Here is a 15,290-nt window from a genome sequence, read left to right as displayed (position 1 = left end):
CTCAGCGCGTCTGGCCGGCCTGCGCCGGAATATGCGGCGTGTCGGTCTTGACGTCGCCGCACTGCGCGCGGTGGCGCAGCGCGTGGTCCATCAGCACCAGTGCCAGCATGGCCTCGGCGATCGGCGTGGCGCGGATGCCGACGCACGGGTCGTGGCGGCCGAAGGTCTCGACCGTGGCGGCGTTGCCGGCCTTGTCGATCGACTCGCGCGGCGTGCGGATCGAGGACGTCGGCTTGATCGCCAGCGACACGGTGACGTCCTGTCCGGTAGAAATGCCACCGAGCACGCCGCCGGCATTGTTGGTGCGGAAGCCCTCGGCGGTCAGCTCGTCGCCATGGATACTGCCGCGTTGCGACACGCTGTCGAAGCCGGCGCCGATCTCCACGCCCTTGACCGCGTTGATGCCCATCATCGCATGCGCGATGTCCGCGTCGAGGCGGTCGAACAACGGCTCGCCCAGCCCGACCGGCACGTTGCTGGCCACCACCTCGATGCGCGCCCCGACCGAATCGCCGTCGCGGCGCAGCGCGTCCATATAGGTTTCCAGCTCGGGAACGATGTCGGCGTTGGGCGCGAAGAACGGGTTCTCGGGCACATGCGACCAGTCGGCGAACGGCACCGCGATCTCGCCCAGCTGCGACATGTAGCCCCGGATCTCGGTGCCATACTGCTCGCGCAACCACTTCTTGGCCACCGCCGCCGCTGCCACCACCGGCGCGGTCAGGCGCGCCGACGAGCGGCCGCCGCCGCGATAGTCGCGGATGCCGTACTTCTGCCAGTAGGTGTAGTCGGCATGGCCCGGGCGGAAGGTCTCGACGATATTGCCGTAGTCCTTGCTGCGCTGGTCGGTATTGCGGATCAGCAGGCAGATCGGCGTGCCGGTGGTCTTGCCTTCGAACACGCCGGAGAGGATCTCGACCTGGTCGGGTTCCTTGCGCTGGGTGACGTGGCGCGAGGTGCCCGGCTTGCGGCGGTCCAGGTCGCCCTGGATATCGGCCTCGCTCAGCGCCATGCCCGGCGGGCAGCCATCCACCACCGCGCCGATGGCGGGGCCGTGCGATTCGCCGAAGGTGGTGACAGTGAAGAGCAGGCCAAGGGTGTTGCCGGACATGATGGAAACCGCACAGGAATTGGGGACGGCCTCCATTGTAAGGCCATTGCCCGCCCTCGGGCGGCCCGGCTGGCTCAGGCTGCCGCGCTTTCCGGTGCGAATTTTGGCTATAACCCCGCGGGGTAGAACTCCGCCCGCATCCGGTCCATGTAGGCGACGAGGTTGGCATGCCCTTCCGCCGCGGTGCGGATCGGCGTGTCGAAGGTGGGGCACAGCAGGCTGCCGGCAAAGGCGAACAGCGTGGCGTCGGCGCCGCATGGCTTGTCGCCCATCAGGTAGCGCTTGTCGCCCAGAATATCGGCGATCGAGGCCACGCCTTTGCTCGCCAGCGCCACCAGTTCTTCCTCGCTGTGCCGGCCCAGGCCCTGCCCCCACAGCGTCTTCCTGACCTTGTAGCGCACCAGCCGCTCGGCCAGGCCGCGCACCGGCGCCGGCACGCCGCGAAAGAACTGCGCCGGCCCCTTGTCGAAATTGGCCTGGTCGAGCCACCGCACCCGCGCCACCGCCCAGTACAGGTGGTCTTCCATCAGCTTCTCGGCGGCCCAGGCGATGCCGCGCTCGGCCGGGCTCAGGCCGGCGTCGAAGTCGATGTGGTAGGTCTTCTCGATATGCCAGCGAATCATGGTCGAGTCCGCCACGATCCGGCCCATGTCATCCAGATACGGCAGCTTGCCCTTGGGCGCGCGCCGCAGGCTGCCGGGGCGGGCGTGGTATGGCAGGCCGGCGAGCTTGAGCAGCATCTCGGCCTTGGTGACGAAGGGGCTGGCGTCAGGCAGCCCGAAAGCCGGGCCGAAGGTATAGAGCGTGATCATCGTGGGTCGTGCTCCGCGTAGGGGAACATGCGTTCAGCGCCAGTCGCCGCGCAGCGTCTGCACCATCTGCTGCAGGCCCTCGGGCGTGGCCGCTTCCGGCGGCACCGGCTCGCCCACCACCAGTTCCAGCCGGCTCAGGAAGCCGCGGCGGAACGGCCGCGACATCGCCGGCGCGTCCTTGCGCGAGAAGAAGCTGCCCCACAGTCCGCGCAGCGCCATCGGCACCACCGGCACCGGCGTACGGCGGATGATCTGCTGCACGCCCTGGCGGAACGGATTGATCTCGCCGGTGGCGGTGATCTTGCCTTCCGGGAAGATGCAGACCAGGTCCCCTTCCTGCAGCGCCTGCGCCACGCTGTCATAGGCGCGCTTGAGCATCTCCGGATTTTCGTGCGCGGGCGCGATCGGGATCGCGCGGGCCTGGCGGAAGAACCACGACAGCAGCGGCACGCCGAAGATGCGGTAGTCCATCACGAAGCGCACCGGGCGCGGGCTGCATGCCATCAGCACCACCGCATCGGCGAAGCTGACATGATTGCAGACCAGCACCGCCGCGCCGTCGGCGGGAATGCGCTCGGCATTCACGCGGCGCAGCCGGTACAAGGTATGCACCAGGATCCAGGCGATAAAGCGCAGCAGGAATTCCGGCACCAGCGAGTAGATATAGACCGCCACCACCGCATTGAGCAGCCCCACCACCAGGTACAGCTGCGGAATGCTGTAGCCGGCCATCGCCATCGCCACGCCCAGCAGCGACGCCGCGATCATGAAGAAGCTGTTCAGGATGTTATTGGCGGCGATGATGCGCGCGCGGTGCGTAGGTGCGCTGCGGCTCTGGATCAGCGCGTACAGCGGCACGCTGTAGAAGCCGCCGAACATCGCCAGCAGGAACAGGTCGGCCAGCACGCGCCAGTGCCGCGCCTCGGCCAGGAAGCCGCCGATGCCGGTCAGCGCGGCCGGCGGCTGCCCAAGACTGGCAAAGTACAGGTCGATGGCGAACACCGTCATGCCGATCGAGCCGAACGGCACCAGCCCCACCTCGACATGGCGCCCGGACAGCCGCTCGCACAGCAGCGAGCCGGTGCCGATGCCCAGCGAGAACACCGCAAGCAGCAGCGTGACCACGTTCTGGTCGCCGCCCAGCACATCCTTGGCATAGCTGAAGAAGGAGGTCAGGAAGGTCGCGCCAAGGAACCACAGCCACGAAATTCCGAGCAGGCTCTGGAATACCGTGCGATTGCCGTGCGCCAGCACCAGGTTGCGCCAGGTCTCGGAAAACGGGTTCCAGTTGATGCGCAGCTCAGGCTGCGGCGCCGGCGACACCGGGATCCGGCCCGACACCACGCGCCCTGCCACGGCGATCGCCACGCACACGGCGCCGACATACAGCGGCCCCACCACCGCGCCGCCCTGCTGCAGTCCCGCCAGTTCGCCGCCGACCAGCGTGCCGATCAGGATTGCGACGAAGGTGCCCATCTCGACCAGCCCGTTGCCGCCGACCAGCTCGCTTTCATCCAGGTGCTGCGGCAGGTAGGCAAACTTGACCGGCCCGAACAGCGTCGAATGCAGCCCCATCAGGAACGTGCCGGCGTAGAGCAGCGGCGCGCTATGCCAGGCAAAGCCGGCCAGGCCCAGCACCATGATGGCGATTTCCAGCGACTTGACCAGCCGTATCAGGCGCGACTTCTCGATCTTGTCGGCAACCTGCCCGCTGGTGGCGGAGAACAGCACGAACGGCGCGATAAAGATGGCCGAGATCAGGAAGGCGGCGCTGCGCGCGTCCACGCCCTCGAACAGTGCCGTGTGGTAGGTCACCAGCGAGGTGAAGGCGACCTTGAAGATGTTGTCGTTCATCGCCCCCAGGAACTGGGTCCAGAAGAACGGGGCGAAGCGGCGCGCGCCGAGCAGTCGGAACTGGCTGTGTTGGCTCATGGATGACCGGTCGGCCTGCTGGGGCCGCCGCGGAAATGGATACGCCGGCAAGTTTGCCGGAGCCGGAAACCGGCCGCCATCATGCCACCACCACGCGGCTGCGCGGCGCCAGTCGCAACAATTTTCCGAAGGGAGCTACAGGATGGGCCGCCCCACCGCCGGGGGTGGGCGCAGGCCGGGCGTTCAGGCCCGCTCTTCCGGCCAGTCGCGGATATAGGCCTTGAGCATCTTGTTCTCGAAGCTCTGGTCCTCGACCACCGCCTTGGCGACGTCGTAGAAGGAAATCACGCCCATCAGCGTGCGGTTGTCGAGCACCGGCAGGTAGCGGGTGTGACGCTCAAGCATCATCCGGCGGACTTCGTTCACGTCGGTTTCCATGGTGCAGGTCAGCGGCGCATCGTCCATCACCTTGCGGATGCTGCTGGTACCGAGGGTGCCGCCGTTGCGGGCCAGGGTCTCGATGATCTCGCGGAACGTCAGCATGCCGACCAGGTCGCCGTATTCCATCACCACCAGCGAGCCGATGTCGCGCTCGGCCATGGTGTTGACTGCAAGCAGCAAGGAGGTGTCAGGCGTCACGGTGTAGAGCGTATTGCCCTTGATCTGGAGGATGTCGCTGACTTTCATGTTGGTCTCCGCTGCCTTGTACTGAGCTGTGCTGATTTTGCGCCGAACGCATCGCGGGGCGATGCCGGTCGCTTCGTTATCTGTTCCGGGATGTGCGGGCAGAGATGCCCGTGCGACCGATCCTAGCCCAAACCAGCCGGCTAAGTAAAGCAGGAGGCCGGTTTGCGGGTGATCGGCCAGCGTGGGCGTGCGCACGATGCTACGATGCTGGCCGGAGACAACCACACCCGACCGACCATGTCCGGAACCCGCTTCGATACGCTGGCGCTGCATGCCGGCGCCGCGCCCGACCCCGCCACCGGGGCGCGCGCCACCCCCATCCACCTGACCACCTCTTTCGTGTTCCGCGACAGCGAGCACGCGGCGTCGCTGTTCAACATGGAGCGGGCGGGCCACGTCTATTCGCGCATCTCCAACCCGACCGTGGCCGTGCTGGAAGAGCGCATCGCGGCGCTGGAGAACGGCGCCGGCGCGATCGCCACCGCCTCTGGCCAGGCCGCGCTGCACCTGGCCGTGGCCACGCTGATGGGGGCCGGCTCGCACGTGGTGGCGTCGTCGGCACTGTACGGCGGCTCGCACAACCTGCTGCACTACACGCTGCGCCGCTTCGGCATCGAGACCACCTTCGTCAAGGCGCGCGACATCGACGCCTGGCGCGCCGCGATCCGCCCCAATACCAGGCTGCTGTTCGGCGAGACGCTGGGCAATCCGGGCCTGGACGTGCTCGACATCCCCACGCTGGCGCAGCTCGGCCAGGACCACGGCATCCCGCTGCTGGTCGATTCGACCTTCACCACGCCCTACCTGATGCGGCCGTTCGATCTCGGCGCGGGCCTGCTCTACCATTCCGCGACCAAGTTCCTCGGCGGCCATGGCACCACCATCGGCGGCGTGCTGGTCGAGGGCGGGACCTTCGACTTCGAGAAGTCGGGCCGCTTCCCCGAGTTGTCCGAGCCTTATGAAGGCTTCCACAACATGGTGTTCACCGAGGAAAGCACGGTGGCGCCCTTCCTGCTGCGCGCGCGCCGCGAAGGCCTGCGCGACTTCGGCGCCTGCATGAACCCGATGGCGGCGTGGCAGCTGCTGCAGGGCGTGGAGACGCTGCCGCTGCGCATGAGCCGCCATGTCGACAACACCCGCAAGGTGGTGCAGTTCCTGGCCTCGAACCCGATGGTGGAATCGGTGTCCTACCCCGAGCTGGAATCGCACCCCGACTACGAGCTGGCCAAGCGCCTGCTGCCGCGCGGCTGCGGCGCGGTGTTCAGCTTCAACCTGAAGGGCAACCGCCTGGCGGGCCAGCGCTTTATTGAAAGCCTGTCGCTGTTCTCGCACCTGGCCAACGTGGGCGATGCGCGCTCGCTGGTGATCCACCCGGCCTCGACCACGCACTTCCGCATGGACGCGGCGGCGCTGCAGTCGGCCGGCATCGCCGAGGGCACGATCCGCCTGTCGATCGGCCTGGAAGACCCCGACGACCTGATCGACGACCTCAAGCGCGGCCTCAAGGCGGCCGAGAAGACCATGAGCAAGGGAGGCCAGGCCTGATGGAACTGAACCTTGCAGGCCAGCCGGCCTACGCCTATACCGGCGGCAAACCCTTCGATCCCGCCCTGCCCTGCGCCGTGTTCGTCCACGGCGCGCAGAACGACCACAGCGTGTGGGCGCTGCAGACGCGCTGGTTCGCCAACCACGGCTTCTCGGTGCTGGCGGTGGACCTGCCCGGCCACAACCGCAGCCAGGGCACGCCGCTGGCCTCCGTCGAGGCCATGGCCGACTGGGTGATGGCGCTGGTGGCCGCCGCCGGCGTCAAGGCGCCGGCCTTCGTGTTCGGGCACAGCATGGGCTCGCTGATCGCGCTGGAATGCGCGGCGCGGCATCCGCAGGCGGTTCGCGGCATCGCCCTGCTGGCCACGGCCTACCCGATGAAGGTGTCCGATGCGCTGCTCGATGCGTCGCTGAACCGCGAGAGCGAGGCCATCGCCATGGTCAACGCCTGGTCGCATTCGAGCCTGGCCAACAAGCCCTCGTCGCCGGGTCCCGGCGCCTGGATGCACGGCGGCAGCCAGCGGCTGATGGAGCGCGTATCGCGCAACAACCCGCAGGCACATGTGTTCCACAACGACTTCTCCGCCTGCAATGCCTATGCGCACGGCGAGGAAGCCGCCGCCGCGGTGGCCTGCCCGGCGCTGTTCATCACCGGCAGCAAGGACATGATGACCTCGCCCAAGGCGGCGCAGGCGCTGGCCGGAAAGATGGCAAAGGCGAGCGTGGTGTCGGTGCCGTGCGGACACGCGCTGATGGGCGAGCGCCCGGACGAAGTGCTGGACGCGCTGGCCGGCTTTGCGCGCAAGGTGGTGGCGGCCGGCTGATGCGGCCTCGGATGGCTGGCCGGCCCCGCCGGCGGCCATCCTCCCTGCAGGGGCATGGAAGGTCTACACTGCACAAAACAAGACCTGCCGGAGACAGCCATGGCCCACGCCCGCGCGCGCGAGTTCGAGAACTTCGCGGCCTTCTACCCCTACTACCTGAGCGAGCACCAGAACCGCACCTGCCGCCGGCTGCATTTCATCGGCTCGACCGTGGCGCTGCTGTGCCTCGTGGCGCTGCTCGTGACCGGCAATGCGTGGTGGCTGCTCGGCGCCGTGGTCGCCGGCTATGCCTTCGCCTGGGTCGGCCATTTCGGCTTCGAGAAAAACCGGCCCGCGACCTTCCGCCATCCGCTCTACAGCCTGATGGGCGACTGGGTCATGTACGCGGATATCTGGCGCGGCAAGATCCCGTTCTGAGCGCGGGCGGCCTGCCCTTGCCGGGCTTTACACCTGCCCGTGCCAGCCCGGCGGCACCACTTCCAGCGTGCGCCGCTGCGGCGCGGCGTCGTCGCTTGCGGGTGGCGGGCCGGATGGCCGCTGGTTGAAGACCGCCTCCAGCGTCTGGTCCAGCTGCGGATTGTGCAGCACCGACCTGAGCGACTCGGCTCCACGCAGTTGCTGCGCAAGCGCGGTGCGCGGCAGCCGCGGCAGGTTCAGCACCAGCCGGTCGTGCAGCATGCGCAGCGTCACCTGCGACGGATCGCACAGCAAGGCCCAGTGAGCCTGCCCGCGCTCCTGCTGTAGCCGCCCCACCAGGTGCATGGCCTTGAGCTTGCCGAGCAGCCCCGCCAGGTAATCCGCTTCCACGCGCAACTTGCGTCCGAGGTCCAGTTCCCCCACGCTGCGCGGCACCTCGTCGCGGGCGCGGTAGAGCAGCAGCAGCACGCCAAGTGCATCGAAGAACTCGCTGCCGGCAAAGGTGCGGCGGCGCCAGTAGCCTTGCCGGATCACCGGCAGGTTGGCGGCGATGGTCGCGCCCAGCAGCGTCACCAGCCAGCTCAGGTAGATCCACAGCAGGAAGATCGGCAGCGCCGCAAAGGTGCCGTAGACCGCCGTATAGGCCGGGATATGCGTGATGAAATAGCCGAAGCCGCGCTTGGCGAACTCGAACGCGATCGCGGCCACCACGCCGGCGACGATGGCATCGCGCCACTCCACGTAGGCATTGGGCACCGCGGTGTACAGGAAGGCAAAGGCCAGCGCCGACAGCACCACCGGCGTCGCGCTGACCAGCAGCCCGATCCCCACCGGCATGGTGCCGACGTAGCCCGCCGAAACCGAGATCAGGTACGAACTGATCGACAGGCTCGCGCCGATCAGCACCGGGCCGAAGGTCAGCACCGCCCAGAACACCAGCACCCGCTGCGCCAGCGGCCGTCGCTGCTTGACGCGCCAGATCGCGTTGAGCGCGTCCTCCACCGTCAGCATGGTCAGCACCGACGTCACCATCAGCCCGCCCAGGCCCATCGCCGTCAGCCCGCGCGCGCTCTTGGCGAACTGGCCGATGTAGCGCGAGATCGATTCGCTGACGTTGCCGGGAATCAGGTTCTGGAACAGGAACGCCTCGATGGCATTGCGGAAGTCGCGGAACACCGGGAACGCGGCCAGCAGCGCGAACGCGACCGTCAGCACCGGCACCACGGCCAGCACGGTGGTAAAGGTCAGGCTCGCGGACACCTGCGGCAGCCGGTCCTCGCCGGCGCGGCGCACGACATAGCGCGCCAGTGCGCGGACCTTCTGCAGGTTCCATTCCCTGCGCAGACGGGCGGCGCGGGTACCAAGCATGCGTCAGCAATCTCCCTGGAAAGATGGGTCGGTTTGAACGATGGCAGCGGCCGGCAAGCGGACGGGCAAGTGCCGGGATGCGGAAGCGGCGCTTCGCGGGGGAGCGCGCGCGGGGGCGCCTCTATAATACGCGCATTGCCTGCGGCACCCGCCGCCCCCTTCCGGCAGCGCCGGCCATTCCGCTCCATGACCGACATCCTCGTCCTGTATTACAGCCGCCACGGCAGCACCCGCAAACTCGCCGAACTGATCGCGCGCGGCATCGACAGCGTCCCCGGCGCCCAGGCGCGCCTGCGCACCGTGCCGCCGGTCTCGACCGTGTGCGAGGCCACCGCCCCCGACATCCCCGCCGACGGCCCGCCCTATGCCGAGCTGCGCGACCTGGAAGAATGCGCGGGCCTGGCGCTGGGCAGCCCCACGCGCTTCGGCAACATGGCCGCGCCGGTCAAGTACTTCCTGGACGGCACCGTGGCCCAGTGGCTGTCGGGCGCGATGACGGGCAAGCCCGCCTGCGTGTTCACCGCGACCGGCAGCCTGCACGGCGGCCAGGAGACCACGCTGCTGTCGATGATGCTGCCGCTGCTGCACCACGGCATGCTGATCATGGGCCTGCCCTATTCCGAGAAGGGCCTGATGACAACCACCTCGGGCGGCACGCCGTACGGCCCGAGCCACCATGCCTATGTCGACAACCGCGGCCCCGTCACCGAGGACGAGTCGGCGCTGGCGATGGCCATGGGCCGGCGCCTGGCGCAAACCGCGCTGCGCCTGTCCGGAGCGCAGGCATGAACGCGCCCGCCGACAGCGACAGCGCGCTGCACAGCCCCTGGCTGCACCGGATCAGCGCCGGCAGCCTGGTGGCGCTGATGGTGCTGTGCATTGCCTGGGAATGGTTCCTTGCGCCGCTACGTCCTGGCGGCTCGTGGCTGATCATCAAGTTCGTGCCGCTGCTGCTGCCCCTGCGCGGCGTGCTGACGCGCAACCGCTACACCATGCAGTGGTCGTCGATGCTGATCCTGCTGTTCTTCACCGAAGGCATCGTGCGCGCCACCAGCGACCGCGGCTTCTCGGCGACGCTGGCCTGGGTGGAAGTGGCGCTGACGCTGGTGTTCTTCGTCAGCACCATCCTGTACCTGCGGCCGTACAAGCGCCGCGCCCGTGCGGCCGCCAAGGCAGCGCCGCGAGAGCGCTGAGCCGGCGCTCCCCACGAATCGATTCCCGCCCATGACCTCGTCCCAAGACTCCTTCCTCGCCCTGTGCCGCGCCGCGCTGGGCCCGCAGCACGTGCTGACCGGGGCCGCCGACAAGGCCCCCTACCTGACCGACTGGCGCAAGCGCTATCGTGGCGAGGCGCTGGCCGTGCTGCGTCCCGGCACCACCGAGGAAGTCGCGGCCGCGGTCCATGCCTGCCATGCGCACGAGGTGGCGGTGGTGCCGCAGGGCGGCAATACCGGCCTGTGCGGCGGCGCCACGCCGGCGGCCGGGCGCGATGCGGTGGTGCTGTCGCTGCAGCGGCTCAACCGCATCCGCCAGGTCGATCCGCTCAACAACACCATCACCGTCGAAGCCGGCGTGGTGCTGCAGCACCTGCAGGACGTGGCGCGCGAGCACGGCCGGCTGTTTCCGCTGAGCCTGGCGGCCGAGGGCAGCTGCACCATCGGCGGCAACCTGTCGACCAATGCCGGCGGCACCGCGGTGCTGCGCTATGGCAATACGCGCGAGCTGTGCCTGGGGCTGGAGGTGGTGACGGCGACGGGCGACACCTGGCATGGCCTGCGCGGCCTGCGCAAGGACAATACCGGCTATGACCTGCGCGACTTGTATATCGGCGCCGAAGGCACGCTCGGCATCATCACCGCCGCCGTGATGAAGCTGTTCCCGCTGCCGCGCGCCTCGGTCACCGCGCTGGCCGCGGTGCAGAGCCCGCGCGCCGCGCTGGCGCTGCTGGCGATCGCGCAGTCGCATGCGGGTGCGATGCTGACCGGCTTCGAGCTGATGTCGGCGCGCTGCATGGCGCTGGTGACACGGCACTACCCCCAGCTGCGCTACCCGTTCGCCGACATCCACCCGCAGCTGGTGCTGATGGAGCTGTCCGACAGCGAGGGCGAAGCCCACGCGCGCGGCATCTTCGAAACGCTGATGAACACCGCCTTCGACGCCGGCGTGGTGCTTGACGCCGTGGTGGCCGAATCGGTGCAGCAGTCGCGCGACTTCTGGAACCTGCGCGAGCATATCCCGCTGGCGCAGGTCGAGGACGGCAAGAACATCAAGCACGACATCGCCGTGCCGGTCTCGCGCGTGGCGGACTTCATCGAGACCACCGACGCGCTGCTGCAGAACGCCTTCCCGGGCGCGCGCATGGTGACCTTCGGCCACCTTGGCGACGGCAACCTGCACTACAACGTGTCGCCGCCGGAAGGCGTCGACCATGACGCCTTCCTTGCCAACCAGGACCAGGTCAACCGCGTCGTGCACGACAGCGTGCGCTCGCACTGCGGCTCGATCTCGGCCGAGCATGGCGTGGGCCAGCTCAAGCGCGAGGCACTGCAGCACTACAAGAACGAGGTCGAGCTGGCGCTGATGCGCGCGATCAAGGGTGCGCTGGACCCGCTTGGACTGATGAACCCGGGCAAGGTGCTCTGAGCCCGCTCATGCGCCGCGCGCCAGCTCCGCGCGGATATGCCCGGCCACGCGCTCGAGCAGCTGGTCGAGGTGGCCGCGCAGGCGGGCAAACCCTTCATGCGGCACGAAACGGACCTCGTCCAGGTACAGCGCGCGGTTGATCTCGATCTGCAGGCTGTAGCGGCCGCGCGCCGGGTCCGAATAGGCCGTCACCAGTTCCGCGCCCTTGTACGGCCAGTTGATGCCGACATGGTAGCCAAAGCCGCGCAGGCATTGCCCTACCAGCTCGATAAACGCTTCCGGGCACGTGGTACCGTCGCGGTTGCTGATGACAAAGTCCGGCCGCTCCGAGCCGTAGTCCACGTTCATGGCATTGCCGCGCGACTTCATCGAATGGCAGTCGATATGCCACACCTTGCCGAAGCGAGCATGGTGCGCCGCCATCGCGCCGGCGAGCGCGGCGTGGTAGGGATCGTAATACGTCTTCAGCAGTTGCTCGGCCATCGCAGGGGACAGCGGCGCGCCGTAGACAGGCACGCCCGGCAGTGCCAGCCGGCGCAGCACGCCCATGCCGCGGCCAGCCTTGTCGCTGGGGCGCAGCGCGAACGGCATGGCGCCGTCGATCAGCGCCGGGTCGATATCGTCGCGGGCGCGGTTCACGTCCACCAGCCAGCGCGGGAACTCCGCGCACAGCAGCGTGCCGCCCACGGCCGGCGCATGCGCGAACAACGTGTCGACATAGGCGTCCCAGCCTGTCAGCAGGGCTTCGGGCGAGGCCGCCAGCGGCAGCGCGGCAGGCAGGCTGCCGGCGCGGGCTTGGCCGCTATGCGGAGAATCGACCACCAGCGGCAACGCCGCGCCAGCCGGTTCGGTCAGCGTATAGGGAAACGTCATGCTCAGAATTTGTGCTGGATGCCGATGCCGGCCGTGGTCACGGTATCGCCGGCCTTGTGCGAGTTCGGGTCCTCTCGATCGAAGAAGACATAAGGCATGGTGCGCTTGCTGAGGCGGTAGCCATAGGCGGCCTGCACTTTCTTCAGCCGGCCTTGCGGGTCGCGCTGCACCGCGCGCTCCATGTAATTGATGGTGAGGCTGTGCGCGCCGTACGGCACGGTGAAGCCCACCAGCCAGTACGGCACGTCGGTGCGCGTGGTGGCGGTGCCGACGTAGCGGTCGCGTCCGTAGATCCCGTACACGTTGGCCACGGTGAAGTCATAGGACGCCACCGCCTGCATCTTGTCGCGGAAGTCGTTGGCGACCAGCCCGCCGGTCTTGGCATCGCGCGAGTAGCCGAGGCCCGCCGCAAACTTGCCTGCCGCATAGTTCAGGCCGATATCGTACTGGCGGAAATCGTCCTCCGCCTTCACCGGCGAGCTGGCTTTGGGCGTGGCCGGATCAGGGCCGGCCAGGTTCACGCGCGCCCGCATGGAAAAGCCGCCAAAGTCGGGCGTCACGTAGCCGAGCGCATTGGACACGCGGTTGCGCGCGTTCAGCACCTTGGTGCCGATCGCCGTGGCGCCGGCATCGTGGACGGCAAAGTCAATGTTCTGCGTCACCTGCGAATAGATCGGCGAACCGACGATGGTGGCGGAATCCAGCCGTCCGAGCGCAAACGCGCCAAACCCGCCCTGCAGCCCGACGAAGGCATTGCGGAACTGCGGGTTGGTGGCCATGCCGCTGTCGGCGGAAAAGCCCTGCTCCAGGCCGAATGCGGCGCTCAGGCCGCCACCAAGGTCTTCGCTGCCGCGCATGCCCCAGCGCGACGCGTTGTCGACCATCTGCGTGGCCGAGCCGTCCGGCCCCCTCTGGTATTCGATGTCGGTATCGATACGGCCGTACAGCGTCACCGATGCGTCGGCCGCGGCCGACAGCAGCGCCAGCGCGCCGCCGAGGCAGGCACGACGCAAGTGCTGCCGGTTTGGTCTGTGTTGGATCATGGCTCTTCTCCCTTTCCCTGGTTGGCGTTTCATGACATCTCCCCGTTGGATTTCCCGTCTGCAGCCGGCTCGTTCCTGCTCGCGGACGCGAACGCTCCCCGCCGTCCCGCCACGGCGGGAAGGCAACGCGAATCACGGAGCGAGAGCGCGGCCGCGTGCGGCGGCTAGCTAGTCATTCAGGTGGCAGGCGGACAGGCGTCCGCCGACATCGCGCAGCACCGGCACTTCGGCGGCACAGCGTGCGCTGGCATGCGGGCAGCGCGGATGGAAGGCGCAGCCGGTGGGCGGCGCCAGCGGACTCGGCAACTCGCCGCGGATCGGCTGGTGGCTGGCAGCGCCGCCGCCCAGCCTCGGCGCATCGGCCAGCAGCGCGCGGGTATAGGGATGGTTGGGCGCGCCAAAGATCGTGCGCGCATCGCCGCTCTCGACGATGCGGCCCAGGTACATGATCGCGACGCGGTCGGACATGTGCTCCACCACCGCCAGGTTGTGGCTGATAAAGACGTAGGTCAGCCCATGCTCGCGCCGCAGCTGCATGAACAGGTTGATGATCTGCGCCTGCACCGAGACATCGAGCGCGGACACGGCCTCGTCGCAGATCAGCAGCCGAGGGTGCAGCGCCAGCGCCCGGGCAATCGCCACGCGCTGGCGCTGGCCGCCGGAGAACTCGTGCGGATAGCGCTCGGCGTAGCTGGGGTCGAGCCCGACCTGCCGCAGCAGGTCGCCGGCCAGCTCCGCGGCACGCGCGCGGCTGACCAGGCGTTGGTAAGCCGCGCCCTCGGTGATGGCCTCGCCGATGCGCAGCCGGGGATTGAGCGACGCATAGGGATTCTGGAACACCATCTGCACCGCGCGGTGATAGCCGGCCGATGCGACGTCGGCGCGCTGGCCTTCCCACACGATTTCGCCGCCGCTCTGCGGCAGCAGCCCGGCCAGCATGCGGCCCAGCGTGGACTTGCCGCAGCCGGACTCGCCGACCACGCCCAGCACCTCGCCCTTGCGCACCTGCAGCGAGACCTCGTTGACGGCATGCACCGCCTGCACCGGTTTGCCGGCCATGCGGCCCAGCAGGCCGGGCTTGAGCGAAAAGCGTTTCTGCAGCTGACGGGATTCAAGCAGCACAGTCATGCCGACTCCAATGGGTAAAAGCAGCGCAGCGTGCGGCCACGCACCGAGGTTGCTGCAGGCGGCTGGCCGCAGCTCTCGCGCACACGCGGGCAGCGTGGCGCAAAGGCGCATCCCGGCGGCAGCGCCGCCAAGGCCGGCGCGGCGCCGGGAATGGCACGCAGCGTGGCGCCGCGCATTTCAGGCGTGGGCAATGAGTCGAGCAGCCCGCGCGTGTACGGATGCAGCGGCCGCGCGATCAGCTCGGCCACCGGCCCCTGCTCCACCACCTTGCCCGCATACATCACGCAGACACGGTCGACCAGGTCCTTGACCACGGCCAGGTCATGGCTGATCCAGATCACGGCGGCGCCGGTCTCGCGCACCAGCTGCTTCATCTCGTACAGGATCTGCGCCTGGATGGTGACGTCCAGCGCCGTGGTGGGCTCGTCGGCAATGATCAGATCGGGCCGGTTGATCAGCGCATTGGCAATCGCCACGCGCTGGCGCATGCCGCCGGACAGCTCGTGCGGATAGGCGCGCATGCGTTCCCGCGGCGCCGGGATGCCCACGCGCGCCAGCGCATCAACCGCCTGCGCATGCGCTTGCGCGCGGGTGCGGCGGTGGTGCACCCGCACGGTCTCGACCAGCTGGTCGCCGACGCGCATCACCGGGTTCAGCGACATCATCGGGTCCTGGAACACCATCGCGATGCGGTCGCCGCGCAGCGCCTGCCACTGGCGCGGCGAGCACGCCAGCAGCTCCTGGCCCTTGAAGCGGACCGAGCCGCCGGTGACGCGCCCGGGCGGGTCCAGCAGGTTCATCAGCGAGAACGCCGTCACCGACTTGCCCGAGCCGGACTCGCCGACGATGCCGAGGATTTCGCCCGGCTCCAGCGTGAACGAGACGTCGTCGACGGCCTTCAGTTCCTTGCGACCGCTGGCGAATGCAAAGCTGGTGCTCAGCCCGGAGACTTCCAGTAGTGCCATGT

Annotated in this window: 15 protein-coding genes; 6 read left to right on the top strand and 9 right to left on the bottom strand. The window is 68.5% G+C overall.

The features are described from left to right. Nucleotide 1 precedes the first annotated feature (1 nt). The 4 genes from aroC to VSR71_RS07495 all read right to left on the bottom strand — a co-directional run bounded on the left by aroC (nt 2) and on the right by VSR71_RS07495 (nt 4,482). Nucleotides 2–1,111, bottom strand: a complete 1,110-nt coding sequence (gene aroC / locus VSR71_RS07510; RefSeq protein WP_342913278.1) for a chorismate synthase — start codon at nt 1,109–1,111, stop codon at nt 2–4. 107 nt (nt 1,112–1,218) lie between these two features. Continuing rightward, nucleotides 1,219–1,923, bottom strand: a complete 705-nt coding sequence (locus VSR71_RS07505) for a glutathione S-transferase C-terminal domain-containing protein (protein WP_342913277.1) — start codon at nt 1,921–1,923, stop codon at nt 1,219–1,221. A gap of 33 nt (nt 1,924–1,956) precedes the next feature. Continuing rightward, nucleotides 1,957–3,855 (bottom strand): MFS transporter, encoded by a 1,899-nt coding sequence (locus VSR71_RS07500; protein WP_342913276.1) that lies wholly within the window; start codon nt 3,853–3,855, stop codon nt 1,957–1,959. Between the two features lie 183 nt (nt 3,856–4,038). Continuing rightward, nucleotides 4,039–4,482, bottom strand: coding sequence for a CBS domain-containing protein (locus tag VSR71_RS07495; RefSeq protein WP_133097465.1), 444 nt, complete (start codon nt 4,480–4,482; stop codon nt 4,039–4,041). 237 nt (nt 4,483–4,719) lie between these two features. Between VSR71_RS07495 and VSR71_RS07490 the strand changes: the two genes are divergently transcribed. The 3 genes from VSR71_RS07490 to VSR71_RS07480 all read left to right on the top strand — a co-directional run bounded on the left by VSR71_RS07490 (nt 4,720) and on the right by VSR71_RS07480 (nt 7,268). Beyond that, nucleotides 4,720–6,027 carry an O-acetylhomoserine aminocarboxypropyltransferase gene (locus VSR71_RS07490; RefSeq protein ID WP_342913275.1) on the top strand — a complete coding sequence of 436 codons (1,308 nt, stop codon included), beginning with the start codon at nt 4,720–4,722 and terminating at the stop codon, nt 6,025–6,027. Continuing rightward, complete coding sequence (locus VSR71_RS07485) at nt 6,027–6,851, top strand: alpha/beta hydrolase (RefSeq protein ID WP_342913274.1); 825 nt, start codon at nt 6,027–6,029, stop codon at nt 6,849–6,851. The genes VSR71_RS07490 and VSR71_RS07485 overlap by 1 nt, the downstream gene beginning before the upstream one ends. Nucleotides 6,852–6,950: 99 nt before the next feature. Beyond that, nucleotides 6,951–7,268 carry an Mpo1-like protein gene (locus tag VSR71_RS07480; RefSeq protein ID WP_342913273.1) on the top strand — a complete coding sequence of 106 codons (318 nt, stop codon included), beginning with the start codon at nt 6,951–6,953 and terminating at the stop codon, nt 7,266–7,268. 27 nt (nt 7,269–7,295) lie between these two features. Here VSR71_RS07480 and VSR71_RS07475 read toward each other — a convergent pair whose 3' ends face one another. After that, complete coding sequence (locus tag VSR71_RS07475; protein WP_342913272.1) at nt 7,296–8,636, bottom strand: YihY family inner membrane protein; 1,341 nt, start codon at nt 8,634–8,636, stop codon at nt 7,296–7,298. 186 nt (nt 8,637–8,822) lie between these two features. On the opposite strand from VSR71_RS07475, the gene wrbA reads away from it, so the two are divergent. The 3 genes from wrbA to VSR71_RS07460 are packed head-to-tail and all read left to right on the top strand — an operon-like array spanning nt 8,823 to nt 11,279. Continuing rightward, nucleotides 8,823–9,425, top strand: coding sequence for an NAD(P)H:quinone oxidoreductase (gene wrbA / locus VSR71_RS07470; RefSeq protein WP_342913271.1), 603 nt, complete (start codon nt 8,823–8,825; stop codon nt 9,423–9,425). Then, nucleotides 9,422–9,829, top strand: a complete 408-nt coding sequence (locus VSR71_RS07465) for a DUF2069 domain-containing protein (protein ID WP_342913270.1) — start codon at nt 9,422–9,424, stop codon at nt 9,827–9,829. Before wrbA ends, VSR71_RS07465 begins: the two co-directional genes overlap by 4 nt. Before the next feature lie 31 nt (nt 9,830–9,860). Beyond that, nucleotides 9,861–11,279: an FAD-binding oxidoreductase gene (locus VSR71_RS07460; RefSeq protein WP_342913269.1), complete on the top strand. Its 1,419-nt coding sequence runs from the start codon at nt 9,861–9,863 to the stop codon at nt 11,277–11,279. A gap of 6 nt (nt 11,280–11,285) precedes the next feature. On the opposite strand, the gene VSR71_RS07455 is transcribed toward VSR71_RS07460, so the two are convergent. The 4 genes from VSR71_RS07455 to VSR71_RS07440 form a co-directional block, all read right to left on the bottom strand. Beyond that, nucleotides 11,286–12,152: an N-formylglutamate amidohydrolase gene (locus tag VSR71_RS07455; RefSeq protein WP_342913268.1), complete on the bottom strand. Its 867-nt coding sequence runs from the start codon at nt 12,150–12,152 to the stop codon at nt 11,286–11,288. A 2-nt stretch (nt 12,153–12,154) separates the two neighbouring features. Continuing rightward, nucleotides 12,155–13,195: a porin gene (locus tag VSR71_RS07450; protein ID WP_342913267.1), complete on the bottom strand. Its 1,041-nt coding sequence runs from the start codon at nt 13,193–13,195 to the stop codon at nt 12,155–12,157. A gap of 168 nt (nt 13,196–13,363) precedes the next feature. Then, the gene (locus VSR71_RS07445) at nt 13,364–14,323 is read right to left on the bottom strand and encodes an oligopeptide/dipeptide ABC transporter ATP-binding protein (RefSeq protein WP_342913266.1); all 960 of its coding nucleotides are present in this window, start codon (nt 14,321–14,323) and stop codon (nt 13,364–13,366) included. Next, the gene (locus VSR71_RS07440; protein ID WP_342913265.1) at nt 14,320–15,288 is read right to left on the bottom strand and encodes an ABC transporter ATP-binding protein; all 969 of its coding nucleotides are present in this window, start codon (nt 15,286–15,288) and stop codon (nt 14,320–14,322) included. The genes VSR71_RS07445 and VSR71_RS07440 overlap by 4 nt, the downstream gene beginning before the upstream one ends. Between the last annotated feature and the right edge of the window lie 2 nt (nt 15,289–15,290).

The sequence above is a fragment of the Cupriavidus oxalaticus genome (genome assembly GCF_038900635.1).
Lineage (GTDB): Bacteria > Pseudomonadota > Gammaproteobacteria > Burkholderiales > Burkholderiaceae > Cupriavidus > Cupriavidus oxalaticus_B.
This window is presented reverse-complemented; position numbering and strand designations above follow the sequence as displayed.